Origin of the sequence: Candidatus Vondammii sp. HM_W22 (genome assembly GCF_022530855.2) — a bacterium.
Classification (GTDB): Bacteria; Pseudomonadota; Gammaproteobacteria; order Chromatiales; family Chromatiaceae; genus Vondammii.
Genome location: NZ_CP099567.1, coordinates 2,843,053 through 2,869,081 on the forward strand (window position 1 = coordinate 2,843,053; position 26,029 = coordinate 2,869,081).

Sequence of the window (26,029 nt, forward strand, 5' to 3'; positions counted from 1 at the left end):
AATCAGCTAAGCTGGTCAGCAAGTATAGCTGTAATACGTTCAGCTGTTTTTCCATCACCGTATGGATTTTCTGCTTCTGCCATAGATACGTAGTGCTCATGGTCGGTAAGCAGCCGTTCACACTCGCTTACTATAACCGCTTTGTCTGAGCCAACCAGCCTGATTCCTCCGCAGAGGCCCTCTGTCCTTTCGGTTTTGTCTCGCATTACAAGTACCGGCTTACCAAGAGAGGGAGCCTCTTCTTGTACACCACCAGAGTCAGTGAGTATTAGGTACGAGCGATCCATCAATATAACAAAAGCCTGATATCCCAATGGCTCGATAAGATGAATATTATTACGGCTGCCGAGGATACGTCTCACTGGCTCCTGGACATTAGGGTTCAAATGAACAGGGTAAAGGATGTCAATTTCCGGGTGCTTTTCAGCGATTGTCGCTAAAGCTATGCATATATCCTCAAGTCCTTTGCCAAAACTTTCTCTTCTGTGTCCTGTGACAAGAATAAAACGGGAACTTAACTTTTCAAGAACAGGCTGTGCTTCGGCGGGTGGTTTATCTGCAATTCGTTCTCTAACCCATAGCAGCGCATCTATGATGCTGTTTCCGGTGAGAAAGATTTGTGATTCTTTTACGTTATCTTCAAGGAGGTTATTGTAATTGAGCTGAGTGGGCGCAAAGTGCCATTTTGAAAGTCGTGTGGTCAGGATCCTATTGGCCTCTTCGGGGAATGGGGATGCCAAGTCCCCAGTGCGGAGGCCTGCTTCGATGTGTCCTACCGGGATTTGCTGGTAGAAAGCCGCCAACGCTGCACAGAAGGTTGTAGTTGTATCTCCCTGGACCAGAATGGTATCTGGTCTACACTCCTTGAGTATGGGGGTTATCTGATGAAGAATGCGGCCGCTGAGCCCGGCCAAGTTCTGTCCCGGACGCATGAGATCAAGATCGAAGTCGGGTGTGATACCAAACAGTTGCAGTACTTGATCCAACATCTTTCTGTGTTGGGCTGTCACGCAAACAACGGGTTCAAAATCAGAGTGAGCTTTTAGTGACTGGATAATCGGCGCCATCTTTATCGCTTCCGGGCGGGTGCCAAATGCTACCATGATGCGCTTCATGGTATTGCTCCAAGATGTCGGGTATAGATTTCCCGGGTAGTTGCGGCAATTTGTAGCCAGCTGAATCTAGCGGTGGCTTGTTTTCGTGCAAATTTTCCCATGCGAACTCTTAGGTCAGGGTTCAATACCAGTGTTTTTAGTGCTGATCCAAGAGCAGGGGCATCGCCTGGAGAGACCATGATTCCGTTGCCCCCCTCTTCAATAAGCGTGGGAATACCACCTACACGGGTGCCAACTAGGGGAAGACCGCATGCCATCGATTCAAGGCCGGTAATGCTGGTGGCTTCCATGAAGGAGGGAAGTACAGAGATGTCGGAAGCCTGATAGACATCTGGCATCTTCGTATTCGGTACATTGCCAAGAAAAAGGCTTTTTTCAAAAAGGCCATTACTATTCAGTATCCGCTCAACATGGCTGCGCTTATCGCCATCACCGGCAAATATCAGGCGGACAGGCAGATCGTGCAGCGCTTTTACCGCCTCTGCAAAAACAGTTACGCCGTTCTTGTCCACCAAGCGACGAGCAAGCAGTATGACAATTTCGTTATTTGAGATTCCCAGCTTCTCTCTTAGCGTGCTTTGGGCTAGTGAGAATCTCTCTGTATCCACCCCGTTTGAGATAAAGTCAATGGGGCCCTGATAGCCAGCAGCGCGCGTTGCATCGCAGAGTTCCTGGCTTGGCGCCAGTACATGGCAGATGTGGGCCATGCGTTTTGCCATACGTACTCGCTCCCGTTCCCCTTTTTGAATTCTTTTCAGATAACCCGACGTGTGATTGGTAAACATAATCGGGCTGGCCAGATTTTTGGTCGCTTCAAGTGGTCGCAGACCGTGTACATGAATGATATCTGGGTGAGCGCTGGCACAAAACCGGCGTAGCCAGAAAGCGAGCGTCCAGCTGTAATATGGTTTTGGACGTGGCAGGCGTGGGCGGTAAACCGTCATGCCTTGCCATTGCGCCTCACGTGCGCGCATATCCCCTAGCGGTCTCGTCACAACATGAACTTCATCCCCGAGTTGTGACAACGCTTTTCCGAGTTCTACCACATGGGAGGCAATTCCTCCGATGTTGGGTGCAAAATCAGCTGTAATCAATGCAATACGCATATTGGGTTTTGTATAGAATTAGCGCTGGCGGCACATAGTCTTGGGCTGGGATACTCACTCATAGTTAGTGATCGGCTAATATACCGGATTAGTACCCTCAGGGCGCGTCTTAAAACGCCGATGAATCCACAGATACTGTTCCGGTCTCCTCAATATCGCCTCTTCCAAAATAGTATTCAGTCGTAGAGCGTCTTCCTTAAGATTTCCAGATGGGAAATTTTCCAGAGGAGGCTGAACTTCAATAAGATAACGCCCACTGTTTGTTCGAAATGGAAAATAGGGAATAACCGCCGCATCCCCCATTTTGGCAAATCGGGATGTGGTTGTAATCGTAGCGGCCGGAATGCCAAAAAAAGGAACGAATACACTGTGCTGCTTACCGTAGTTCTGATCAAAACCGTACCAGATCGCATGGCCGCTTTTCAAAGCGCGGACCATAGTGCGAATATCATCCCGCTGAAAAAGCGGTGACAGGCGACGACTACGAGCCTCTTTGATGATTTTGTCCATAAGCTTGTTTTTCATCGGGCGGTACATGGCGCCGATATTGATGTAACAGCCGAGAATATGCCCACTCAATTCGATGCTGGTGAGATGCCCTGTTAGAAGCACAACGCTTTTGCCTGATTCCAGTACCTGGGAGACGTGTTCCAGGCCTGTTACCTCGGCAAGGGATTGGATTTTGCTGTCACTCCCCCACCAACTCATAGCACCTTCGATCAGGCTCATTCCCAATGCCTCAAAATGTTGTCCGAGTAATTTTTCTCTTTCTGCTGTAGTCAGCTCTGGAAAGCAAAGCTCGAGATTACGGCGGGCAATCTTTTCCCTGCGCTTTACTAATATCCGGAAAATTCGTCCAAGAACCCTGCCAATAGCCAGTTGAAAATTGTAGGGGAGGAGGTGTATCAGTCGCAGCGCTCCCAATCCCATCCAGGTAGGCCAATACCGGGGGGCAAAGAAGCTCAGATTCAGATATTCGGGTTGGCCACTCATTTTAACACTCTTTACAAGCTGATTATGACGAAAAACACCGTAGACCATGGAAGCCTGAGAGTCGATAAATTACACTAAAATATCCATCATTATCAGATTGTAAAGAATACTAGCTTCTACCAACCGTAAACTGAATCTGATACAATTTCTTGTATAACCCATCCTGAGCTAGCAACTCCCGATGCGAGCCTAGCTCAACAATTTCTCCTCGGTCCAGCACCACAATCCGGTCGGCCTGCTCAATTGTAGAAAGTCTATGGGCAATGGTAATGGTCGTACGCCCTCTTCGAAGGGCGTCCATAGCCAATTGAATCTTCTGTTCAGACTCGGCATCAAGGGCCGATGTCGCCTCATCAAAGATCAAAATAGGTGCATCTTTCAGCAGCGCCCTGGCAATGGCGATACGCTGGCGCTGGCCTCCGGACAATCGTATGCCATTATCGCCAATGATCTCATTCATTCCATCGGGCATGGCTTCGATGAACTCGAGTGCATTGGCAGCCTTTGCGGCATCCCTGACGGCGTCATCAGAGACCTCATTCATGGTGCCATATGCGATGTTTGCCCTGATTGTGTCGTTAAACAAGGTGATTTTCTGGCTGACTAGGGCGATATTCGATCTGAGATCATCCAGCTTCAATTCTGCAATATCGATATCATCCAGCAGAATACGCCCCTCTGATGGTTGATAAAAACGGGGTAGCAGATTGGTTAGTGTTGTTTTGCCGCAGCCTGATGGGCCTACTAAGGCAATATTCTCACCGGGCGAGACGGTGAGAGCGATGTTTTTCAGTGCAGGGTCCTTTACAGGGGAGAATCGGTGCTCGACTCCTTCCCATGCCAATTTCCCTTTTGCCTTCTTCAGCCGTTGTTTTCCATGATCTTGCTCTGTTTCCTGATCGAGGAAGGTAAACACGCTTTCGGCAGCTGCAAGCCCGCGCTGTAGTTCAGCATTTATACCGGTCAGCTTTTTCAGGGGAGAGAGTAACATGGCCATGGCACCAAAAAAGGCGACAAATTCACCCACGGTAAATCCCCCGACAAACGATTGCTGTGCTGCAAGATAGGCCATAAGGGCCAAGCCTGATACGGCGAGAAGCTGGATAAACTGGACGTTGGCAGTAGTGGCCACGACGTTTTTTACGCGATACAACCTCACCTTGTTGGCCGTTTCGTCAAAACGGCCAGATTCATATTTTTGACCGGCAAAAAGTTTGATTACTTTATGTCCGTTGATCACCTCTTCAAGAATATGGGTCATATTACCCATGCGGGCCTGGAGCGTGCGGCTGATCTCTCTCAGGCGCTTGCTGATCATTTGTACCATGATAGCAACGATGGGTATCAAAGCGAAGGCGATAAGTGCCAGTCTCCAGTTGATATAGAGAATCAGGCCTAGAAGGCCGATAATCGACAGGGAATCTCGTACTAAAATGATAAGAACACGGGATGCGGCCTGAGTAAGCTGCTCTACGTCAAAGGTTATTTTTGAGAGCGTGACGCCGGACACACTCTGATCATAGTATTTGGTTGGCAGGGTCAGCAGTCTCTGGAGCATGAGTTGCCTCAGGCCGAATACCACTTTTGTTGCAACATTCTCCATTGTAATCGTGCTGATAAACGTAGAGATGCCCCTTGCTACGAACAGCAGGACCAGCAGAATTGGCATCAGAGCAATCATATCGGGATCTTTTTCCACAAAACTGCCGTCCAGAAGCGGTTTGAGTAAGGCGGGCATGGCGGGTTGTGTCGCCGCCATGATGATGGTTGCGAAAATTGAAATGGAGAATAGCTTCCAGTGGGGACGGACGTAAGTCAGGAGGCGGATGTATTGATGGTAGGTGGACATTGGAGAGAGATTATAAACTAGTAACTAGTTGAGCTGAATAGGAAAATACAAGAAGTAAAGTTGTGCGAATAATCACTGAGTTGGTGCTGAGCTTGCGAAGCCCGACAACATCTCTCGCGACCGTACTGCACTACACCGCACCGCACCGCACCGCACCGCACCGCACCGCACCGCACCGCAAAAATTGAGCCTGTAAAGTTTTCTGTGTAACAGCCAAGGTCAAATATATACCGCTAAGCGTTCTACGAACTCAATCATAAATCTATTCAGTGCTGGTTCCCAATGACGGATCGGCATTGTCCACTTTTTCGATGAGACCTGAATTGCTAGGTAGATGACCTTCTTCGCCGAGTCATCGGTTGGAAACAACTTCCGCTTTTTGATCGCTTTGCGAATGACGCTGTTCAGCGACTCAATGGCGCTGCTCGTGCAGATCACTTTTCATCTGTCCTCCCGGTAGTTGAACAGCGTGTTGAGATTCTGCCAATGGGCACTCCAGGAGCGGCTGATCCGGGGGTGTTTGTTGTCCCATCGGTCAGAGAATTTATCCTGCGCCGGTAAAGCTTCTTCCTCGGTGATGGACTGGTAACTCTTTTTCAAATCAGCCGCCACAGGCTTGTAGTCTTTCCAGGGCAGCTACTTCATCGAGTTCCGTAGCATATGCACAATTATAGAGCTGGATATTCGGGAAAGCCGGGTTGATGGCATCAGGAAAGCCTTTTAAGCTATCGACACAGGCAATCAAAATATCCTTCACACCGCGGTTTTGAAGCTCTGTCAGCAGGTTCAGCCAGAATTTGGCACCCTCATCTCCGACAGCCACATCCCCAATAATTCCTTGTGGCCTTCCAGGTTAACGCCCAGAGCGAGATAAATTGCTTTGTTGATCACTTTCTTGTCGATTATCTGCCTATCCTCTCCCTTGTTTGGGTTTAATGATAGGCAGTTACACAGAATTTAGGACAGTCTCTGAACGGTCCGAAAAAGAGAACACGATCCTGTGTGCGAACCTTGCAAAAGAGGCCTGAACGAGTAAAAAGTTACTTCAGTGCGACACACACAAGGTACGCTGCCTGATTAATAGCTGGCAATTTCATGCGAAAGGAGATAGATAGAGCCTGCCTGCCTTAGGCCATTATCAGGGTATCAAATTGCTCTTTATAGACCCCGCGGGAATCAACAATCAGTCGTGAGTTCTCCCTGATAAGCTCATAATCAAATGCCTTGTGGTTGGTCGCAACGAGAACACAATCAAATTCACGGAGCATTTCAGCAGAAAGTTCAACGCTCTTCAGATCGAAACGAAACTTCCGCATCTTGGGAAACTCCGGCACGTGTGGATCTGAATAAGATATTATGGCCCCCTTCTTCTCGAGCAATTTCATCAGTTCAGCAGATGGAGATTCACGCATATCGTCCACATCCGGCTTGTACGCAATGCCAAGAACGAGAATACTGCTACCGTTAATTGCTTTTCCTGCTGCATTTAGGCCATCTGCCAGCTTGCCAATCACCCACGGCGGCATTGAAGTATTCACTTCTCCTGCTAGTTCAATAAACCGTGTATTTAGGCCATATTCACGGGCCTTCCAGGTCAGATAGAAGGGGTCGATGGGAATGCAGTGGCCGCCCAGGCCGGGGCCTGGGTAATAGGGGGTGAAACCAAAGGGCTTGGTAGCCGCGGCGGCGATCACCTCATGGATATTCACACCCATCTTGTCGGCGACGATTTTCATCTCGTTAACCAAGCCAATATTGACTGCTCGATGGATATTCTCGAGCAGCTTGGTCATCTCTGCCGCCCTTGTGGAGCTGACGGGAACCACTTGGTCAATAGCCTGTTCGTACAAGGCAACCCCTACCTCAAGACAGACCGGCGTGTGTCCACCACAGACTTTTGGGATGGTGCGTGTTTCAAAGTTCGGGTTACCCGGGTCTTCCCGCTCCGGGGAGTAGACCAAGAATAGCTCTTTCCCAACCGTTAATCCGCCAGACTCCATGCGCGGCAACAACTCTTCTTCAGTGGTCCCGGGGTAAGTTGTACTCTCCAGTGACAGAACCTGCCCCTTGCGAAGGTAAGGTGTGACAGCATCCATTGTGCTAGTCACATAGCTAAGGTCGGGCACGTGGTGCTTGTCCAACGGGGTCGGAACACAAAGGATAAGCGCATCCGCCTCGGATGAGCGGGAAAAATTGCTCGTCGCCTCAAAACCTTGCTCCTTCGCCTTCCGGATATGCGCGGATGAAATGTGCTCAATATAGCTTTGACCTGCATTAAGACTTGTAGCTTTCTCCTCATCAATATCGATACCGATAACCTTATAGCCAATTTCGGCGTAACGAATCATTAGGGGGAGCCCCACATAACCCAGGCCGAAAATACCAATTACTGCTTCCTTGTTGCGGAGCTTCTCGATCAAATGTTTTTTTATTTTCGATGAGGTCATGCCTGATAATTTCCTTGATACCAAGTTTGCAAAATTTACAATTCCATTTAACTTGGCTAATGTAGCCATGATAAAATTCCCATTGTCACCAATTGCGGTACCTCTTACCATATCACAAACTAGAGTCTGCGCAGTGAGTTAGACTGCCACCGTTTGGTATAAAATGCCCCTACCGACGACCGGATCGGATGCGCCGGCGATGGCAGAACAGTACCTTCTCAATTCGCAATAACGACAATAACGCGCTTCTTGCAAAGTGCAAAAAAACCTTAACAGAATCAGGTTAATCACCAGGAAGATACTGCCTGATCCAGACAGTGGAGGTATCAACACGCCTCGCCCGGCTATCGTTTAATCGATAGCCGTTTTTTCCTGATCGAACTTCCCTTCAACCGGAATACGCTGCAGGTACGCCTCATGTCGTTGTGCCTTCAAACGCCTCAGTTCTTCCCGGTTCGCTTTGGTGACTCTCTTTGGCCCCGGAGTTATAGTCAAATCTGGTGTTTAGTCAGTTGAATCAAGCGGCGACCTGATCGACTCTTGCTACCTCAACACCCTCTTTAAATTTGATTCCGGTTATCACCTTCGCCAGGTAATCGAAACCCCGTAATCGTCTCCACGTCTTCTCGGCACACAGGCCGAGTTTGAACATCATGTGTAGCATGCCGTCACGCGATAGGCAGCCCTTGGAACGCCTGGTTCGATGGCGAATTGTCCCGAAGGTGGATTCAATCGGATTGCTGGTCCGAATGCTCTGCTAGTGCTGCGCAGGAAATTGATAGAAAGCCATCAGTTCCTCTCGGTCTTTGTGCAGATAGATGACAGCCTTCGGATACTTTGGCTCATACGTTTTGATAAACAGATCAAAGGCCTTTTCCGCATCGGCCTGGGTCTCCGACTGCCAGATGTTATGCAGTGCCTGCTTCGCTTTCGGCTGAGCTGACCTTGGCAGGCAGTTCAGCACGTTCATGGTCTTGTGCATCCAGCAGCGCTGCCGGCGCGTCTCCGGATACACTTCCTCCAGCGCAGCCCGGAATCCCATGGCACCGTCACCGATCGCCAATTTTGGCGGGGTCAGTCCGCGTGACTTCAGTTTCAACAGTACCTCCCGCCAGCTCTGTGTGGACTCCCGTACACCATCCTCAATTGCCAGAAAATGCTTCTCACCACGCTCATTCACGCCGATCACCACCAGGGCACACAGCTTCGTCTGCTCTGCTTGACCTTTCCCCCAAAAATAGAGCCATGACAAGGATGAGATTTCCAATTAGTCTGTGTATTAGGAGATCTCAACATGAAGAAGAAGCGTTACAGAGAAGAGCAAATTATTGGTGCCATCAAGCAGCATGAGTCAGGGGTAAAAGTTGATGACATTTGTCGTCAGTTCGGCATTTCAACCGGGTGCTTTTATAACTGGCGAAGCAAATACGCCGGGATGGATGTCTCAGAAGCCAAACGGCTCAAAGAGCTTGAAAGCGAAAACAACAAGCTTAAGAAGTTACTTGCCGAGAAAATGCTTGAAGCTGAGGCGATGAAGGATGTGCTCTCAAAAAAGTGGTAAAGCCTGCTGATAGAAAACAAATCGTGAGCTACCTTAAGTCGCGGTTCAAATTAAGTGAGCGTAGAGCTTGCCAATTAGTAGGCTTAAGTAGAACCGCTTTTCGGTACGTTACTCAATGGGGAAAAGATGAGCCTCTACGCAAACGGTTACTTGAGCTGGCAAAAAAGCATCCGAGTTATGGTTATTTGTTTTTACATGGCCTCCTGAGAGGAGAGGGGCTTGTGAAAAACAAGAAGCGGACCTACCGAGTCTATAACGAAGAAGGTCTTCAAGTGAGGACTAAAAAACGCAAGAAGATAATACGACCAAGAATGCCAACGATTATGCCCATTGGTAAAAATATACGCTGGTCAATGGATTTTGTCAGTGATCAGTTGGCTAATGGTCGCCGCTTTCGAGTATTTAATGTGATTGATGATTACTCAAGAGAAGTTATTGGCCAGCTCTCTGACTTCTCGATCAATGGTCACCAGGTCGCTCGTTTTTTAACTCAGGTAATTGAGCTAAGGAGCGCTCCGGATCAAATAATCTGCGACAACGGTACTGAGTTTACTAGCAAGGCGATGTTCTACTGGCAAAAAGAAAGTGGCGTTAAGCTAGGTTTTATTCAGCCAGGTAAGCCTACTCAGAATGCGTTTGTAGAAAGCTTAAACGGTAAATTCAGAAATGAACGCTTAAATCAGCATTGGTTCAGGTCCATTGATGACGCTAGACATGAAATTGATCAATGGCGAGAGCACTACAATCACGTGCGGCCTCATAGCGCATTAAATTATTTGTCACCTGTGGCCTTTGTGAATAGGGCCGCTTAGAATGAATTATCTCATCCAAGTCTTGGTATTAAGGTGGGGGAAAGGTCAGGATTTTAGCACTAGAAACGGAAGAATATCTACTTGGAATATTGGTACCCCACCTCATACCCACCAATCTCTGCAACTTGGTGACACAAAATGAAACATCCTGAACAACGGCAGGCAATAAAAAAGCCAGGAAATCAATGACTTCCTGGCTTTTGAAACGCTATGAGCGTTGCTGAACAGGCCACATTGATGATTTACATCATGCCACCCATACCACCCATATCAGGAGCAGCGCCGCCAGCATTATCCTGGGGCTCATCAGCCACCATTGCCTCGGTGGTGATCATCAGACCAGCAACTGAAGCAGCGTTCTGCAACGCAATGCGGGTTACCTTGGTTGGGTCGAGAATACCCATCTCAACCATATCACCGTAAGTGTCGTTGGCAGCATTAAAGCCGAGGTTACCCTCGCTCTCTCTCACCTTGTTAACAACAACTGAGGCTTCGCCGCCGGCATTGACAACGATCTGGCGCATTGGCTCTTCCATCGAGCGTGCAGCGATGACGATACCAATATCCTGGTCATGGTTGTCGCCTTTCAGGTCTTTCAGGCTTGACAGTGCGCGAATCAGTGCCACACCGCCGCCAGGCACCACACCCTCTTCAACAGCAGCGCGAGTAGCGTGCAACGCGTCTTCGACACGGGCTTTCTTCTCTTTCATCTCGACTTCAGTGGCAGCACCAACCTTGATCAAAGCCACACCGCCCGCCAGTTTAGCAACGCGCTCCTGCAACTTTTCACGATCATAGTCAGAGCTGGTCTCTTCAATCTGAGCGCGAATCTGCTCGACTCGAGCCTTGATATCACCTTCGGCACCAGCACCATCGATAATGGTGGTTTCATCTTTGGTTATCTGAACCTTCTTGGCAGTACCCAGTTCGTTAAGGGTTGCCTTCTCCAGGGTCAGACCAACTTCTTCAGCGATCACGGTACCGCCGGTAAGAATAGCTAGATCCTGCAACATCGCTTTACGGCGATCGCCAAAACCAGGTGCCTTCACAGCACACACCTTGACGATACCGCGAATGGTATTCACTACCAGGGTAGCCAGTGCTTCACCGTCAATATCTTCAGCGACGATAAGCAGCGGCTTGCCAGCCTTGGCGACAGCTTCCAGCACCGGTAGCAGATCACGGATATTGGAGATTTTCTTGTCGTGAAGAAGAATGTAAGGATCTTCCAGTTCAGCGCTCATGCTCTGCTGGTTGTTGACAAAATAAGGGGAGATATAGCCACGATCGAACTGCATACCCTCGACGACATCCAGCGCATTGTCCAGGGCGGTGCCCTCTTCTACAGTGATTACACCCTCTTTGCCAACCTTCTGCATGGCAGCGGCAATGATATCACCAATGTTTGTATCGCTATTGGCGGAGATGGTGCCAACCTGGGCAATCTCTTTATCGTCTGCGCAAGGCTTGGACATGCCGGCCAAGGACTCTACAGCGGCAGCCACAGCCTTGTCTATGCCACGCTTCAGATCCATCGGGTTCATGCCGGCAGCAACCGCTTTCAGCCCTTCACGGACCATGGCCTGTGCCAGTACGGTGGCAGTGGTAGTACCGTCACCGGCCACATCGGAAGTCTGGGAAGAGACCTCTTTCACCATCTGGGCACCCATGTTCTCAAATTTGTCAGCCAGCTCGATCTCTTTAGCTACGGAGACACCGTCTTTGGTAATGGTAGGAGCACCAAAGCTCTTATCCAAAACCACATTGCGACCCTTCGGGCCCAGTGTCACTTTAACGGCATTGGCCAGGACGTTAACGCCAGCCATCATCTTCTGACGGGCATCGTCACCAAATTTCACATCTTTTGCAGTCATTATAATCAGTTCCTTGGGAATTCAGTTGATAGGTCTTGGTAGGCCCAGAAAGCTAAATCAGCCCTCTACGACACCCATGATGTCCTCTTCACGCATGATCAGCAGCTCTTCATCACCGATCTTTACCTCGGTACCCGAGTACTTGCCGAACAAAACCTTATCACCAACCTTCGCGTCTACCGGGCGAACATCGCCATTGTTGAGTATCTTACCTTTTCCAACTGCAATAACTTCGCCCTGAACAGGCTTCTCGGTTGCAGAGTCAGGAAGGACGATACCACCAGCACTGGTGCGCTCTTCTTCCATACGACGTACGACCACACGGTCGTGCAGTGGACGAATATTCATCTACTGATTTCTCCTAATATTTGAATGGTTAAAAACTTATACTTCTCGTTACCCGGGATGTCTTGTTAACACTCTCCGTGATTGAGTGCTAATAATAGGGGCGGTTTTCCCAGAGTCAAGGGTTGAGGGTGAAAAAAGAGGACTTCGGGGGAATTTGTGAATAGATCAACCGTCTTTATTAAGGCGGCAGAAATACTGGTAGCAGGACAATGCTAGGTAAAGTGGCAGAGTTTAGCTGGCAGTATTTTCACTCTCAACAAGATGATCGTTATACCGTTTCATCAGATAACAGACACAATCCTGCCGCACCACCCGGTGATCTTTAGTCAGCATCGAGGGTATGACCGGCACCTTCAGCTTCAAATCACCATCCTCCACCTTGGAATAGCGTTCCTATACGCTCTTCCCCTTCTCGCCAGACACCTCCAGGCCGGGTCCGCCCCAAAGAGGTACCCCGGGGGAGTTTTCTGGAATTGAGGTAATCCAGATCTTCCGCAAACTGGATATCCACATCCTTCTCTTCAAAGCTGAAACTCAGATGATCAGGGATTTTAACAATGGCGACGGTATGGAACAGATCAACATCTGTGTTCAAAGCTTGGGTCCTCCGACAGGTACAGACAAGCATCCAGATAGTCCATTGCATGCTCCCTTCCGTGTGCCTGATCCGGTTTACCGCACTCCAGGGTGGCAGCGGGGCAGATCTTCGACATGGCCAGCGATTGCATAACCACAGGGCCGGATGAGGTAGACAATGGTACGTCCAAACAGCGCGGCAAGGCAGGCTTGACGCCGCCCCGAAGGATATACTCACAGCGGCTCTTGGGAGTGGATATCTCGATACCATTTAGGTGTACATGACAAGATCACAGCAGCACCCGCTCAATACCACCCCTAGAGACTTTTTCGATAAACCCCCGTTGCCAGTCGGAGCCCAGCTGGTCACGCACCAGCTCCTCCACGATATAGCTCACTTCCAGCCCGGTGGCATCCTGGTACCGGTTGAGCCCCTGCTGGCAGGCCGGACAGGAGGTAAGCATCTTCACGTCGCCGGCCACAGTATGATCTTTACCGTTGAACTGATGTATCCCCTGCCGCAACTCCTCCTCCTTGCGGAAGCGAAGCTGACTTGCAATATCGGGACGCGCCACCCCGAGGGTGCCCGCTTCACCACAACAACGGTCTGAAAGCAGTACCTCCTGCCCCATCAGTTTTGTCGTCACCTGAAGCGGATTGTGTTGCTTCATCGGTGAGTGGCAGGGGTCATGATAAAGGTATTTTGTCGCACTGCCCTCACCCAGAGTGACACCCCGCTCCATCAAATACTCGTGGATATCCAATAGTCGGCAGCCGGGGAATATTTTTTCAAACTCATACTTCAGCAGTTGATCCATACAGGTGCCGCAGGAGACGATAACCGTCTTGATATCCATATAGTTAAGGGTATTGGCCACCCGATGGAACAGCACCCGGTTCTCGGTGGTTATCTGATGTCCTTTATCATATTGACCCGCCGCGGTCTGTGGATAGCCACAGCAGAGGTAGCCGGGCGGCAGCACCACCTTATCCCCCAACTCATAGAGCATGGCGATGGTGGCCAGACCGACATCACTGTATAGGCGCTCTGAACCACAACCGGGAAAATAGAAAACCGCATCCGACTCTTCGTCCACCCTGGCCGGGTCGCGAATAATCGGTACCATGTTTTTCTCCTCCAATCCAAGCATTGCCCGGGTGGTTTTCTCCGACAACCCGCCGCGGACCGGGCGGCGCACCAACTCGACCACCATGGACCTCGCATCAGGCCGACCGGTAGTGCGGGCGGGAATCCGACTACCCCGCCCCCGCAACAGGCCGAAACGCTTAAACAGTTCATGTCCCAGCGCCATCCCTTTGAATCCCCACTCCAGCATCCCTTTTCGCATGGTGCGAATGGTGCGTGGATCCGTGGCATTGAGGAAGGCCATGGCGGCCCAGGTACCGGGATTTTTTCGCTTCTGTCCCCGCTCCGTGAGAATTTTACGCATGCGGATAGAGACATCGCCAAAATCAATATCTACCGGACAGGGGGCAAGGCACTTGTGGCAGACAGTGCAGTGGTCCGCCACATCGTTCATCTCTTCAAAGTGGCGCAGAGAGAGACCGCGGCGGGTCTGCTCTTCATAGAGAAATGCCTCGATAATCAATCCGGTGCCAAGAATCTTGTTGCGCGGGGAGTAGAGCAGATTGGCCCGAGGAATATGCGTCTGACAGACCGGCTTGCATTTGCCGCATCGCAGGCAGTGCCGGATATCGTCATTCAGCTCGCCCAGCTCACTCTCCTCCAGGATAATCGCCTCCTGCTGCACCAATTGGAGAGATGGAGTGTACGCCCCGTCAAGGCCTGAGCCCGACATCAACTTGCCCGGATTGAAGTGCTGTTCAGGGTCCATCTGTTTTTTGTAGGCGGTAAAAGCCTGCAGCTTCTCATCCTCCAGGTACTGGATCTTGGTCAGGCCAATTCCATGCTCACCGGAGATGACACCATCCAGAGAACGGGCCAGATCCATAATCTGATCCACCATCCGCTCTGCCTGATGCAGCATCTCATAGTTATGGGAGTGCACCGGGATATTGGTATGCACATTGCCATCCCCTGCGTGCATGTGCAGTGCAACAAACAGCCTCGCATTACGAATTTCAGCATGAATGGCATCGAGAGTAGCTCTTACCGGCTTCATCTCCTGGCCATTAAAAATCTCACTCAGCCTGGCAGCCACCTCATTGCGATAGGAGTGTGTCAGATCCCGCCGCAACAACAGATCCAACAGGCTGTCATCCGGCAGAATCTTCTCTCTCTCCTGCTCAGACAGGCGTTCAGCATGCTGCACTGCCGGCGTATCGAGATTATCCAGAATCAACTGCCAACGCTCACGCGCCGAGGCAACCACAGTCTGCGCCGCCTGTTGCTTTGCCTCCAGGATGGCACTGCTTTCCGCTGATTTTTCATAAGCGCTACCCTGGCTCAACTCAGGCATATCGCCGGCCAGATAATCCACTACGGCATCCATTATCTCCAGCTTGTTGCCAATGGATTGCTCGATATTGATGCGCTCTATACCCCGGTTGTACTCAGCCAGCCGGTCCAGGGGAATCACCACATCCTCATTAATTTTGAAGGCGTTAGTATGGGCAGAGATGGCGGCAGTGCGGCTCCGGTCCAGCCAGAAGTTGCGGCGTGCCTCGGGGCTGACGGCAATAAAGCCCTCGGCCTCACGGGCATTGGCCAGTCGCACCACCTCAGATGCGGCAGCCGCCACGGCACGTTCATCATCGGCGACCAGATCGGCAATCAGAATCATCTTCGGCCGCTCACCACGAGGTGCCTTGGTAGAGTACTTTACCGCACGGATATAGCGCTCATCCAGGTGCTCCAGGCCGGACATCAACACTCCATCACAGGCGTCAATAAAATCCTTGATCTCAATAATGGCCGGCACGGCACGGGAGAGATCGGAACCGAAAAATTCAAGACAGACGGTCCGTACATGTTCAGGCATCCGGTGCAGGATAAAGCAGGCAGAGGTGATCAGACCATCACACCCCTCCTTCTGCACCCCCGGCAGTCCGGAGAGAAACTTGTCGGTGACATCCTTCCCCAGCCCGCTCTTGCGGAAACTGGACCCTGCCATCTTAAGCAATTCGGGTTCACCGATCTGACGCTTGCCATCCGGCTTATAGTGAGTAACCCGGAAACTGACATCCGCCTGCTCATGGATCTTGCCCAGATTGTGATTCAGCCGTTCCACTTCCAGCCAGTTGCCGCTCGGCATCACCATCCGCCAGGAGAGAAGATTATCCAGGGTGGTCCCCCAGAGCACCGCCTTTTTTCCGCCCGCATTCATCGCGATATTGCCACCGATGGTCGAGGCATCCTGAGAGGTGGGATCTACCGCAAAGGCGAGGCCGTGTGCTTCCGCCAGCTCAGAGACCCGCCGGGTAACCAGACCGGCGCCGACATTGACTGTCGGTACCTGGCCCTCCACTCCGGGAAGCGTCAGATACTCCACTTTTCCCAACTGTTCCAGCTTCTCAGTATTAATAACAACGCAGTGGGCATCCAGTGGCACACCCGAGCCGGTGTAACCGGTGCCACCACCACGGGGAATGATCGTCAGACCACACTCAATGCAGGCAGAGACAATCCGGGCCACCTCATCTTCCCGGTCAGGCGAGATCACAACAAAGGGAATCTCCACCCGCCAGTCAGTGGCATCGGTTGCGTGGGAGACCCGGGCAAGTCCACCGAAATCGATATTGTCACGCCCGGTGATTCGCTCCAGTGTGCGCCTGACCCGCTTTCTCAGCTCGGTGTTTTTTTCAAAACAAGCGGCAAAATCATCCACCGCCAACCGGGCAGCCTCCAGCAACTGCAGCGCCTTTTTATTATCGTTGGTCCGGGCTTCAAACTGGTCCAGCCGTTGATTAAGGGTCTTTATCAGAGCGGCCCGCCGCCCTTCATCATCCTGCAGATCATCCTGAAGATAGGGGTTGCGCACGACTACCCACATACTGCCAAGCGCCTCATACAGCATACGCGCCGACCGACCGGTGCGTCGACTGCCTCGCAATGCTTCGATCACCGGCCACATCTTTTTACCCAGAAACCGGATCACGATCTCCCGATCTGAAAATGAGGTGTAGTTATAGGGTATTTCGCGGATACGTTGGGAATCTGGTGCGCTCATCGCTGTTCGAGAATCTCTGAAACAAAAGGCCCGGGGACAGGGCTGTCAACGGACTGTAATAAACGGCTATTTTATCTCAAAGCAGGTGAAAAACGTAAAGCTTTTCTGATCATCAGAATTTACGGGGCAATCCGCAATAACCTTAAAAAACTATTTTGCTGAAAATGGACGTTTTCGAGTGTTTATTCACAAAGGTGTGTAGAGGAACACCGCGTTCACAGAGATTCTTAATTTTCCCTATTCCCATTTTTTTCACGCAGGAATATACCGGACGCACGAATCAGACCACGGCATGCATTCCCACGCAGAGCGTGGGAATGGGATGAAAAACAACCTGCGGATCGTTAGGAGAGGAGGCAATACACAACAATTACGCTTCAATAAAAGCAGATAAAACCACTGAGAACTCTACTTTTTTATATTCAGGGAAAACCCACCCCAGATGCATTAACCTCCAGCATTTCAAGCATATTACAGGCTATCGAGTAAGAGGCCTCATCGCTTTCCGCCAAGGGAGTTGATCTCACCACCTCAACCACCACACGCAAAGGTAGCGTAACACCCTTTACCGGCACTATTCCAACATTCAGTTTACTGCCTGGCTGAATCTCACTATCAGTCCACAACAGCAGACCTCCGCTGCTGAAATCCTTGACCACGGCCTCTGCTATCACCCCTTCGCCCACAACACGAAACCGCGCGGCAGTGCCCATGGTCATACGGAGAAAATCACGCTTTTCCTGGTACTCCTGCATTTTTCCTTGCTCCCGGATTATTACTGTCAAATCCGACGAAGAAAACGCCCTCTCCGCTCTATTTTTGCCTTCGATCGAAGAAATCCAATCTTGGCATCTGACTATGTGCATCGACCGATATGCAGAATACTGAAGGCTGAATGCTGAATGCTGAATGCTGAATGCTGAATGAAGAAAATGTTAACTCTGTTCGGCTGCAACCGGCAAAAATGCTTTTGATACAATTTGTATCCACTCATAATCCGCACAACCGCTTTACGAATTTCGCTCTAAAACTTACCTGAAACAAGCTCCTCAGCCTCCTAGGGAGAGAGTGTTTTCCATGGCATCGGGATCAATCCCGGCACCCGTCGCTGGTAAATCCGATAGGTTTCGCCGTGATAGGCGACCAGCTTCCGCTCCTCAAGACGGTAGCCGATCAGAAAATAGAGCGTCATCAGAAGACTGGACACCAGGATCACCCCATCCATATCGCGGCTCCAGATCAGCACCAGTCCAAACGCATACCAAGGGTGGCGCACGTGACGATGAAGCGGAGAGATATGAAAGTGCTCCTGATCCTCGACCCGCCCTTCCCGCTCACGCCATTGACGCAGCCCGATAAACTCATCGCCGTCATAATATTTCAGCGACCAGAAAAAACCGATTACCGCGAGCAGCGACAAACCGTTGGCCAGCCACCAGCCGAACCCGGTCCATTGCCAGAGAAAAGGGCCGTGCCAATAATAGATCAGGAGAAGAGGTGGAATCAGCATCACCACCGCCACAAAATTAAAGCAGAGCCGATAGAGCGGCATCGCAGACGGCCAGTGCGCCACAACCCACTGTTTTGCCGCAAGAGAAGCCATCACTGAATGCACAACAAAATAGAACAGCCAGACGCCGGCGAGAATAAGAATACGATCAGTAGCAAGCTCCATCACGCCTCCGGGGATTGTTTACAGTATGGCACCGAGATATTTACGCCGCACTCAGGATAATAGAAGAGGTTTAAGTATTGAAGGAAAAAAGATCAGGGATTGGATTACCCTCTCACCCCCTCCCGGAGGGAGAGGGTTAAGAGAGTGCTGTAGATCACCAGCACTCAACATCAGGCAGATTGACAATTATACGATGAACTTACCACCCCGCAGGCGTTGCGCCTCCATCATCTCCAGTTCACGGGAGCCTGACACCACCACGGATGGATCAGGAACAAAATCCACACTGCTCGCAGAGCGGTCGTAAGGGACAGAATTGAGGATCACCTTCATCACATTCAGCCGGGCAAGATGCTTATCATTGGAACGAATAACGGTCCAGGGCGCGTGTGTGGTGTGGGTCTTTTTCAGCATCTCGTGTTTAACGTTGGTGAAGTCATCCCAGCGCTCCTGGGCCTGGACATCCACTTCGCTCAACTTCCACTGTCGCAACCCATCGGTTTTGCGCCTTTCGAACCGGCGCTCCTGCTCCTCTTTGGTGACACTGAAGTAGAGCTTGATCAGGATGGTCCCCTGGCGCACCAGATCCTTCTCGAAGCCACCGACGCCGCGCATAAAATTCTTGTAATCTTTATCGGAGCAGAAACCGAATACCGGCTCCACCATGGCGCGGTTGTACCAACTGCGGTCAAACAGCACCACCTCGCCACCGCGGGGAAACTGCCTCACATATTTCTGGAAAAACCACTGGGTACGCTCATGCTCAGTCGGCTTACCTAACGCAACCACGCGATAATGCTTCTCGTTCATGTAGCGGGTGACTCGCCGGATGGTTCCGCCCTTACCTGATGCGTCGCGACCCTCGAACAGGATAATCATCCGGGTGCTGCTCGCCTCCAGATGTTGTTGCATTTTGATCAGCTCTGCCTGATAGGGCTTCAGCTCCTCCTCCCGGCGGAAACGGCGAACCGCTTTACGCTTTACCTTTTTATGCTGATCAAGCTCCTCCTGAATGCGCTGAGCCTCTAGCTTCAGCATCTCATTTTCGGTGATCAGCTCATCCATCTTGAGGTCATCGGCACCAGCGCCCTCTCCAGCAATTTCCTGGTTCTCTCCATCTATCATGACAGCGGATCCTGTTTTAAGTAGCGATAACAAAGCTTCGGCACAATTTAAAGCCCGATAAAGTAAAAATTTATCTTACGGATACTACGCCTCAGGCCAACAATGCGCACCCATTGTCGACAGTAAATCCCACCTGACTTGAGTCATATCAACAGCAAGGGCTGGAATCAGTATTTGTAAGCCGATTCTACATGCTCCCGGGTAAGAACTCTGTAGATGCGATGAATACTGGGGCCGTCATTCGCTATACATAAAGTGCTTCGGCGGCACCACTCTTCAGCATCTCCACCGCCTCCTGCAGCATCCCTTGCAGGTTTATCGAGGTCACGTTGGAACCCCACGCCGGGATGGCAATCAGATCGATCTGCCCCAGCTCTCCGTTCTTCTGTTCTGCATCCTGGAGATGACGGGCCAAACCCACTACCAGCATCAGGGCCACCGGCTGATTCTTCTCATCCACCCCCCTCTTGAGACATCAAACGCCCAACGCGTACAAACTTTTTTTGCATGGCACTCGCCACACTCATCTCGCGGAGGCCTGCACACTGTAATCTAGGCCACTCGCCTTCAGCATGGTGACAAACAGCGACTCTCTCAGAAACAGCTCACTTGCGGTTAATCCGGCAACCACAATCACCAGCATCCCCGGCATAATAATTTGCGGGGAATGAGTCAATTTCATCATGGCGATAAGCGCAGCCAGCGGCGCCTGAAGGCTGGCGCCCATCACCGCACCCATCCCGAGCAGGGCGTAGAGTCCAACACCCACCAGATCGGAGGAAAAACCACTGTTCACCAACAACCCGATTAAGCTACCCAGAGCGGCACCAATAAACAGTGTGGGACCAATTACCCCGCTAGGAACACCCATGCCAATACAAGCCACAGTTCCCAGCATCTTGAATGCAACCACCACAAATAAAAGCCCCCCCTGACTTCGCCCAGCAACGCGGCATTGACCCTGTCATAACCTATGCCCATCACTTCCGGCGCCAGCAGGCTCATCAAGCCGATCAACAGGCTGACAATGGTGGTTCGCTGCCAGAAAACAAGCATTTTTGATGTTTCCACCACCCATTGCACCAGATAAATAAACAAGGCAGAAGCCATGCTAATGATAACACCCAGCAGAAGTAACAGAGATATCTCTCGGGGAGATTAAGAATGCATTATAAATTAACTAGTCGACCCTGAAATATTCATTCCAGGCACTTAATAATACTGTTGTTTCTGTTTTGCAAACAGGAACAACAGTATGGACATAATATTTTTCAGCACAAAAAGAACCTCCCTCATCCATTTTCTGAAGTTGAAGGCAGCCGCCGCCATAAGCAAGTTAATCTGATCCCCGGCAAAGCCTTTAAGAAAGTTCCTTTTTAGCCTGTGGTCACTCTTTAAGTGACCACAGGCTCAATGCCAGCTCGTCTTCTGAAACGTTTTCTGGCTAATGCCATGGCTTCTTCTGAGGTATTCTTCCTGGCAGGCTTTGGCGTTACTATCTGGGTGTCATTAACCTTTGATTTGCTCCGATAACCTCGATCAGCAATACCCACTTTGGGTACTCGATTGATGAGACGTTTCACCTGTGCCAAGACCTCAGGTACGGTGTGACCATCAAATACATTCTTCTCAAAAGCCAGGGCACCAATCACAATGCCCGCATCCCTTGTGGTGGTGATTGATGCCTTGGTGCCAAACTCATAACGCTGCTGGGCCTTGCCTTTGCTCATACAGTAAATATGAGGTTCATGTAGGCTGTACAACTTATTTTTATCAGCACGCTTCTGATTCAGCATGCGCTGGTACAGGGCGAACTTTTCTGCATAGAATTTCTGTTGTTCTCTGGTCATCTTACGCTGTATTTCACGCAGTAATCGGCCGCTGATGGTCTTTAATCGCTTGACGGCCTTACGTGCCTTTTTACGATTCCTCGGATGTGTGGCAAATCGGGTGGGGAGCTTGAGAATTTTTACTTCCTTCTCATGGCTTCGACTGAGCACGATACCTTCTGCTCGGGCCATCTTGAGTAACTGCCCGTGTATCTTTCGGTACTGCTTTGCATCAGTTGGAAAGGTAATGTTTTTCTCTTGTACGGTAGTGTCGATACACATTTCATCTTCGATCGCCTTTTCTTGATGTAAGGCGATAGAGGCAGCCAGGACCTTTTCAAAACCTTCGTTGCCAATACGCTTTCTGAAGTAAGTCAGGTCGGAGGGGTCACAAGGAAGTTGCCATTGGAATTCGATCTCACCCGTAAAACTCTGGTAGTAGGGATTTTGTATCCAGCGTTGAATCAGAACCTCGTCACTGAGGTCTTCCAGATGCTTGAGGGTAATCCTCCCGGGAAGTAGCTGACGCCAAAAGTAGAATTTTCTCGTAATATGAACGCAGGAGATTCTGCATGAAGACATCAAGATTCAAGGACAGCCAGATCTTTGCTATTCTCGAGCAGGCTGAGACTGTCACACCAGTTTCTGATCTGTGCCGGGAGCATGGCATGAGCAGTGCCGCCTTCTACAAGTGGCGCGCCAAATACGGCGGCATGGACGCCTCTCTCATGAAGCGTATGAAGGAACTCGAGGATGAGAACCGGCGACTCAAGAAGATGTACGCCGAGACCAAATTAGAGGCGGAGATCGTCAAGGAGGCCCTGGCAAAAAATGGTAAGGCCATCTCGTCGCAAGGAGATGGCCAAGATCGCAGCTATGCAGGATGGCGTGTCGGTACGCCTGGCTTGTCGTGCATTCTGTATCAGCGAGACCTGCTATCGCTATCAGGCCAAGCATTCGAGCGACAACGCACTGATTGCAGATTGGTTACTCCGATTGACGATGACCAATCGAACCTGGGGTTTCGGGTTGTGCTATTTGTACCTGCGCAATGTGAAGGGTTACCCCCTACAATCATAAACGTGTATACCGCATATACAGGGAGTTTGAGCTGAACTTGCGGATCAAGCCCAAACGTCGATTGAAGCGCGACGTGCCGGATGCGCTAGCTGTACCTCGTCAAATTAACATCACGTGGTCGATGGATTTTATGCATGACAGCCTAGCCGATGGCCGTAGCTTCAGGACATTCAATGTCATCGACGACTACAATCGTGAGGGGCTGGGTATTGAGGTGGACTTCTCGTTACCGGCAGTGCGTGTCATTCGTGCACTGGAACAGATCATCGAGTGGCGAGGCAAGCCAAATTCCATTCGCTGCGACAATGCCCCGAACTAATCAGTGGTCAACTGATGGAGTGGGCAGAGAAACAATGGATTAAGTTACACTATATCCAGCCCGGCAACCCGCAACAGAACGCGTACGTGGAGCATTTTAACAGAACAGTTCGACATGAATGGCTGAACCAGCATCTCTTTGAGTCGATCGAGTATGCCCAGCACACCGCCACTCAATGGTTGTGGCGCTACAATACAGAGCGGCCAAACATGGCCATTGGAGGAATAACCCCGTATCAGAAGTTGGCGCAAGCCGCATAAGCTCTACTTTTGTGCGCAGCTAAAAATGGGGGGATTACCAACAACCTGTTCGATAACTGCATCAGTGACTTTGGATATGAGTGTGGCAGAGACATCGGCCCCATACATCTCCTTGAATGTCGTGACGATTTCGCGGGTTGTCATACCTTGGGCATACAAGAAGAGGATCTTGTCATCCATTAAGGTAAATCGACGCTGGTATTTTTTAACGAGCTTGGGCTCGAAACTCCCAGCTCTGTCGCGTGGTGTATCGAGCTCGAACTGGCCGGCTTCCGTTCGGTTAGTCTTAACTGGCATAGCCGTTGCGGTTATTGTCAGCTTCGGACTGCTCGTGCCTTTCAAAGCCAAGATGATCATCTAACTCAGCGTTCAGTGCCGCTTCGACCGTAATCTTGGTTAGCATCTGATGGAAGTCTTTGAGGTCGTCTTCCGTCTTGATATTTTTAGCGGCCGCATGAGCGATCGCCTGTAGTTCTTTCTTGTTCATAGTGCCTATGAAATGCCCCCATTCTATGGCCACTTGGCGTGTTAGGTTCTCCGCATTTCACGTAATCCAAAATACGCCATCTCTGGCGTGACGTAGTGTTGTGAACTGTGGGGTCGCCGCTCATTATATCGGCAACGCCACTGTTCAATAACAACTCTGGCTTCGGTCAGGCTACCAAATATCTCTGCATTTAAACACTCCTTGCGGAAAATGCCGTTGAAGCTTTCATTGCTGCCATTTTGCCAGGGTTTTCCCGGTTCAATATTGGCTAGCTTAATATCATCCTTTTCCAGTTCCTCGCGCAGTACGAAGGCCAACAGCTCAGCTCCGTTGTCGCTGCGAATGGCTCGGGGAATTCCGTAGCGAATGATTAATTCACGTAGCACCGCTTTCACGTGTTGACTCTGTAGGTATCGACCAGTTTTGATTGCCAGACAATAACCGGTTGCTTCGTCCTTGACCGTCAAGCACCGCAGAGGCTCTGCGTCATGATAGCGGTCATGTACGAAATCCCATGCCCACACATCATTCCGTCGTAGCGCCAATCCCTCCAGTTTTTACCCCAGTGCGAATCTTCCGTCGAGGGCGATAAGGCGGCAAACACAGGCCATTAAGCCGCCAGAGTCGATATACGCGTTTGTTGTTTACCTGCCAACCTCTGAGCCGCAGATAGGCGCCTGATAAACGATAGCCCCAACTGGGATCCTCCCGCACCACTACACGCAACGCGGCCGACAGATGCCGGTCACGACGTTCTCGTTTTGAACTATAGTGAAGCCCCGATCGCGGTGTCGTACAAAGCCAGCTTGCTCGCCTTTGGCTAAGGCCCCGTTCAATAGCAAACAATGCCATGGCGCGCTTCGCGCGGGGGCTCACCACTTTTTTGCTTGTATCTCCTTCATGACCTCTACTTCCAGGTCACGTTCTGCTAGCAGCTTTTTGAGCCGCATGTTCTCATCCTTGACTCGCTTTAGCTCCCGCACATCTGAAACTTCCATCCCGGCATACTTGTTGCGCCAACGGTAGATCGACTGCTCCGATACGCCGTGTTTGCGTGCTGCCGCTACGGCCGTTGTTGCCTCTGCATCGCGCAGTACAGCCACGATCTGCTCATCTGAAAAATGTTCCTTCTTCATCCTGGTTCTCCTCAGGTAGAGGAAAACCTAACATACCACTGGTCTAGTGTTCGGGGGGCAATCCACCTATCCTCAACCACGCTTGGGTCTAATGATAGACAGTTACACAGAATTCAGGACACCTTCGTCTCATTGGTTGTTTGATTGCTTTGCAGTTTCAAATCAACCAGATACACCGTCTTTCTTTCGATGCCTGTCAAACACCACTTTCAGTTGTACCTTCCCTAAGCGCCTATATAAAATCAGTTTGGGTATTTGAATAGGCTTGCATACAAAAACAATGGTGAGGATTATTATTTTTATCCAAAATGTTAATATAAAAAACTGGTTTAACATGCCATTATACACCGTTAGCATAAATCCATATATGATAAAGCTAGTCATCAACATGCTCAGTAGTTTTCCTTTCCTTAGTGAGACTAGAAAGACGACAAAAACCATGGCCATGATCATGCCATACAGCATCAATATTGGCAGAAGTATATAGATACCAAAAATCTCCACGAAGATTTCAGGGAATCCACCGGCAAATTGTCGCCCATCATTTAATATTATTTCTGCCTCATTTCCCAGAGAGAGCCACATTAGATATTGAATACTTGTGTTCTTGCCAGGAACTATAGGATCAAAAAAGAGATTATTCATCGCAATTTCTATACTTTGCTTCCCGCTTTCCTTAATTCTATTAACCTCCTCTACCCATAACTCGCCTTGTTGAATAAGAAGTCTTTCCTGGATTCTCGCGATTACGGATTCATTTGCTGTAGTACGGACATTGCTGTAGGAATTGATAATCGCGAATAATGAAATTGAAAATACAACGATTACAATCCCAATAATAATCCAGCCGTCTTTACTGGCGCATTTACGTATATTCTGCTTTTCAAAATGAAATTTATAAGCAAATACCAGGCAAAATGGGAGCAAATAGAAAGCCGTGAATTTATTCAATGCTGCAAAGCGGTGGCCCGTTAAAACGGCATAAAAAAGAAGTAAACAAAGAATTATTAATGCACTACGATCATAGCGATCTATTGTCAATTTTGAGTAAACCGATTGCCCCCCAAGAACAAGGGTAATAACAGCTCCATACTTAAATACATAATCATGCAGATGGCCGGCGTATTTATTAGCAATAATCATACCTCTCAATTCGGTCAAAGAGCGGAATAACCTCACCCATAAATAATTGCATATATAATGCCGTGAGAAATCCGAACAAAAATAGGTAAAATAGTGCTGCTGTGTATCGCCTGCTGTAAGTATCCCCCATCATAGTCAGATTC

The 26,029-nt window shown here is 50.1% G+C and carries 21 protein-coding genes and 5 pseudogenes; 2 read left to right on the plus strand and 24 right to left on the minus strand.

Going from position 1 to position 26,029, the window contains the following annotated elements; genetic code table 11:
* Positions 1-2 precede the first annotated feature (2 nt).
* From wecB to MN084_RS16125, 8 genes and pseudogenes are all read right to left on the minus strand, one after another.
* On the minus strand, positions 3-1,115 hold the full coding sequence (gene wecB / locus MN084_RS16090; RefSeq protein WP_241085785.1) for a non-hydrolyzing UDP-N-acetylglucosamine 2-epimerase: 1,113 nt from the start codon (positions 1,113-1,115) through the stop codon (positions 3-5).
* Positions 1,112-2,221 carry a glycosyltransferase family 4 protein gene (locus tag MN084_RS16095; RefSeq protein WP_241085784.1) on the minus strand — a complete coding sequence of 370 codons (1,110 nt, stop codon included), beginning with the start codon at positions 2,219-2,221 and terminating at the stop codon, positions 1,112-1,114. The genes wecB and MN084_RS16095 overlap by 4 nt, the downstream gene beginning before the upstream one ends.
* A gap of 75 nt (positions 2,222-2,296) precedes the next feature.
* Entirely contained in the window at positions 2,297-3,214 is a 918-nt protein-coding gene (gene lpxL, locus MN084_RS16100) for an LpxL/LpxP family Kdo(2)-lipid IV(A) lauroyl/palmitoleoyl acyltransferase (protein WP_241085783.1), read from the minus strand.
* Between the two features lie 109 nt (positions 3,215-3,323).
* Positions 3,324-5,063: a lipid A export permease/ATP-binding protein MsbA gene (gene msbA / locus MN084_RS16105; protein WP_241085782.1), complete on the minus strand. Its 1,740-nt coding sequence runs from the start codon at positions 5,061-5,063 to the stop codon at positions 3,324-3,326.
* 219 nt (positions 5,064-5,282) lie between these two features.
* Positions 5,283-5,963, minus strand: a pseudogene (locus tag MN084_RS16110) (IS256 family transposase); the annotation flags it as partial.
* Between the two features lie 227 nt (positions 5,964-6,190).
* Positions 6,191-7,510 (minus strand): nucleotide sugar dehydrogenase, encoded by a 1,320-nt coding sequence (locus MN084_RS16115; protein ID WP_241085779.1) that lies wholly within the window; start codon positions 7,508-7,510, stop codon positions 6,191-6,193.
* Between the two features lie 351 nt (positions 7,511-7,861).
* Positions 7,862-8,005, minus strand: a complete 144-nt coding sequence (locus tag MN084_RS16120) for a hypothetical protein (RefSeq protein ID WP_241085778.1) — start codon at positions 8,003-8,005, stop codon at positions 7,862-7,864.
* A 22-nt stretch (positions 8,006-8,027) separates the two neighbouring features.
* A pseudogene (locus MN084_RS16125) lies at positions 8,028-8,753 on the minus strand (IS256 family transposase); the annotation flags it as partial.
* A 51-nt stretch (positions 8,754-8,804) separates the two neighbouring features.
* Between MN084_RS16125 and MN084_RS16130 the strand changes: the two are divergent.
* Positions 8,805-9,883 (plus strand): IS3 family transposase gene (locus MN084_RS16130; RefSeq protein ID WP_330178175.1). Its coding sequence is split into 2 segments (ribosomal slippage): positions 8,805-9,057 and positions 9,057-9,883, totalling 1,080 coding nucleotides; the frame shifts between segments, so codons are not numbered across the junction.
* Positions 9,884-10,125: 242 nt separating this feature from the next.
* Here the strand turns inward: MN084_RS16130 and groL are convergent.
* The 11 genes and pseudogenes from groL to MN084_RS16190 all read right to left on the minus strand — a co-directional run bounded on the left by groL (position 10,126) and on the right by MN084_RS16190 (position 22,043).
* The gene (groL, locus tag MN084_RS16135; protein ID WP_241085777.1) at positions 10,126-11,757 is read right to left on the minus strand and encodes a chaperonin GroEL; all 1,632 of its coding nucleotides are present in this window, start codon (positions 11,755-11,757) and stop codon (positions 10,126-10,128) included.
* A 57-nt stretch (positions 11,758-11,814) separates the two neighbouring features.
* A complete protein-coding gene (locus MN084_RS16140) occupies positions 11,815-12,105 on the minus strand; it encodes a co-chaperone GroES (RefSeq protein ID WP_241085776.1) in 291 nt (96 codons plus the stop codon).
* Between the two features lie 231 nt (positions 12,106-12,336).
* Positions 12,337-12,468 carry a hypothetical protein gene (locus tag MN084_RS16145; RefSeq protein WP_330178176.1) on the minus strand — a complete coding sequence of 44 codons (132 nt, stop codon included), beginning with the start codon at positions 12,466-12,468 and terminating at the stop codon, positions 12,337-12,339.
* A gap of 1 nt (position 12,469) precedes the next feature.
* Positions 12,470-12,700 carry a hypothetical protein gene (locus MN084_RS16150; RefSeq protein WP_241085774.1) on the minus strand — a complete coding sequence of 77 codons (231 nt, stop codon included), beginning with the start codon at positions 12,698-12,700 and terminating at the stop codon, positions 12,470-12,472.
* 271 nt (positions 12,701-12,971) lie between these two features.
* Positions 12,972-16,832, minus strand: coding sequence for a DUF3683 domain-containing protein (locus MN084_RS16155; protein ID WP_241085773.1), 3,861 nt, complete (start codon positions 16,830-16,832; stop codon positions 12,972-12,974).
* A 422-nt stretch (positions 16,833-17,254) separates the two neighbouring features.
* Positions 17,255-17,587: a PilZ domain-containing protein gene (locus MN084_RS16160; protein WP_330178177.1), complete on the minus strand. Its 333-nt coding sequence runs from the start codon at positions 17,585-17,587 to the stop codon at positions 17,255-17,257.
* Positions 17,588-17,889: 302 nt separating this feature from the next.
* A complete protein-coding gene (locus MN084_RS16165) occupies positions 17,890-18,507 on the minus strand; it encodes a methyltransferase family protein (RefSeq protein WP_241085771.1) in 618 nt (205 codons plus the stop codon).
* Positions 18,508-18,693: 186 nt separating this feature from the next.
* Positions 18,694-19,545 carry a polyphosphate kinase 2 gene (gene ppk2, locus MN084_RS16170; RefSeq protein ID WP_241086061.1) on the minus strand — a complete coding sequence of 284 codons (852 nt, stop codon included), beginning with the start codon at positions 19,543-19,545 and terminating at the stop codon, positions 18,694-18,696.
* Between the two features lie 331 nt (positions 19,546-19,876).
* Complete coding sequence (locus MN084_RS16175; protein ID WP_241085770.1) at positions 19,877-20,092, minus strand: hypothetical protein; 216 nt, start codon at positions 20,090-20,092, stop codon at positions 19,877-19,879.
* A 63-nt stretch (positions 20,093-20,155) separates the two neighbouring features.
* Positions 20,156-20,742, minus strand: a pseudogene (locus tag MN084_RS19980) (chloride channel protein).
* Between the two features lie 284 nt (positions 20,743-21,026).
* The gene (locus tag MN084_RS16190; protein WP_330178180.1) at positions 21,027-22,043 is read right to left on the minus strand and encodes an IS5 family transposase; all 1,017 of its coding nucleotides are present in this window, start codon (positions 22,041-22,043) and stop codon (positions 21,027-21,029) included.
* Here MN084_RS16190 and MN084_RS16195 point away from each other — a divergent pair.
* Positions 22,034-23,120: pseudogene (locus MN084_RS16195) on the plus strand (IS3 family transposase). The gene MN084_RS16190 and the pseudogene MN084_RS16195 sit on opposite strands and share 10 nt — an antisense overlap.
* 42 nt (positions 23,121-23,162) lie before the next feature.
* Here MN084_RS16195 and MN084_RS16200 read toward each other — a convergent pair.
* The 5 genes and pseudogenes from MN084_RS16200 to MN084_RS16220 all read right to left on the minus strand — a co-directional run.
* A pseudogene (locus tag MN084_RS16200) lies at positions 23,163-23,607 on the minus strand (transposase); the annotation flags it as partial.
* Between the two features lie 41 nt (positions 23,608-23,648).
* Positions 23,649-24,152 carry an integrase core domain-containing protein gene (locus MN084_RS16205; RefSeq protein ID WP_330178181.1) on the minus strand — a complete coding sequence of 168 codons (504 nt, stop codon included), beginning with the start codon at positions 24,150-24,152 and terminating at the stop codon, positions 23,649-23,651.
* Positions 24,133-24,459, minus strand: a complete 327-nt coding sequence (locus MN084_RS16210; RefSeq protein WP_330178182.1) for an IS3 family transposase — start codon at positions 24,457-24,459, stop codon at positions 24,133-24,135. Before MN084_RS16210 ends, MN084_RS16205 begins: the two co-directional genes overlap by 20 nt.
* Before the next feature lie 20 nt (positions 24,460-24,479).
* Positions 24,480-24,743, minus strand: a complete 264-nt coding sequence (locus MN084_RS16215; RefSeq protein WP_241085767.1) for a transposase — start codon at positions 24,741-24,743, stop codon at positions 24,480-24,482.
* A gap of 162 nt (positions 24,744-24,905) precedes the next feature.
* Positions 24,906-25,886 carry a DUF6418 domain-containing protein gene (locus MN084_RS16220; protein WP_330178183.1) on the minus strand — a complete coding sequence of 327 codons (981 nt, stop codon included), beginning with the start codon at positions 25,884-25,886 and terminating at the stop codon, positions 24,906-24,908.
* Positions 25,887-26,029 lie beyond the last annotated feature (143 nt).

Excerpts from the sequence above, each read along its gene's own strand:
- MN084_RS16215 (WP_241085767.1), bottom strand. The coding sequence starts at position 24,743 with ATGAAGAAGGAACATTTTTCAGATGAGCAGATCGTGGCTGTACTGCGC.
- MN084_RS16140 (WP_241085776.1), bottom strand. The coding sequence starts at position 12,105 with ATGAATATTCGTCCACTGCACGACCGTGTGGTCGTACGTCGTATGGAA.
- MN084_RS16220 (WP_330178183.1), bottom strand. The coding sequence starts at position 25,886 with ATGATTATTGCTAATAAATACGCCGGCCATCTGCATGATTATGTATTT.
- groL (WP_241085777.1), bottom strand. The coding sequence starts at position 11,757 with ATGACTGCAAAAGATGTGAAATTTGGTGACGATGCCCGTCAGAAGATG.
- MN084_RS16160 (WP_330178177.1), bottom strand. The coding sequence starts at position 17,587 with ATGCAGGAGTACCAGGAAAAGCGTGATTTTCTCCGTATGACCATGGGC.
- MN084_RS16165 (WP_241085771.1), bottom strand. The coding sequence starts at position 18,507 with ATGGAGCTTGCTACTGATCGTATTCTTATTCTCGCCGGCGTCTGGCTG.
- MN084_RS16190 (WP_330178180.1), bottom strand. The coding sequence starts at position 22,043 with ATGTCTTCATGCAGAATCTCCTGCGTTCATATTACGAGAAAATTCTAC.
- msbA (WP_241085782.1), bottom strand. The coding sequence starts at position 5,063 with ATGTCCACCTACCATCAATACATCCGCCTCCTGACTTACGTCCGTCCC.
- lpxL (WP_241085783.1), bottom strand. The coding sequence starts at position 3,214 with ATGAGTGGCCAACCCGAATATCTGAATCTGAGCTTCTTTGCCCCCCGG.
- MN084_RS16155 (WP_241085773.1), bottom strand. The coding sequence starts at position 16,832 with ATGAGCGCACCAGATTCCCAACGTATCCGCGAAATACCCTATAACTAC.
- wecB (WP_241085785.1), bottom strand. The coding sequence starts at position 1,115 with ATGAAGCGCATCATGGTAGCATTTGGCACCCGCCCGGAAGCGATAAAG.
- MN084_RS16095 (WP_241085784.1), bottom strand. The coding sequence starts at position 2,221 with ATGCGTATTGCATTGATTACAGCTGATTTTGCACCCAACATCGGAGGA.
- MN084_RS16115 (WP_241085779.1), bottom strand. The coding sequence starts at position 7,510 with ATGACCTCATCGAAAATAAAAAAACATTTGATCGAGAAGCTCCGCAAC.
- ppk2 (WP_241086061.1), bottom strand. The coding sequence starts at position 19,545 with ATGCTGAAGCTAGAGGCTCAGCGCATTCAGGAGGAGCTTGATCAGCAT.
- MN084_RS16210 (WP_330178182.1), bottom strand. The coding sequence starts at position 24,459 with ATGGCATTGTTTGCTATTGAACGGGGCCTTAGCCAAAGGCGAGCAAGC.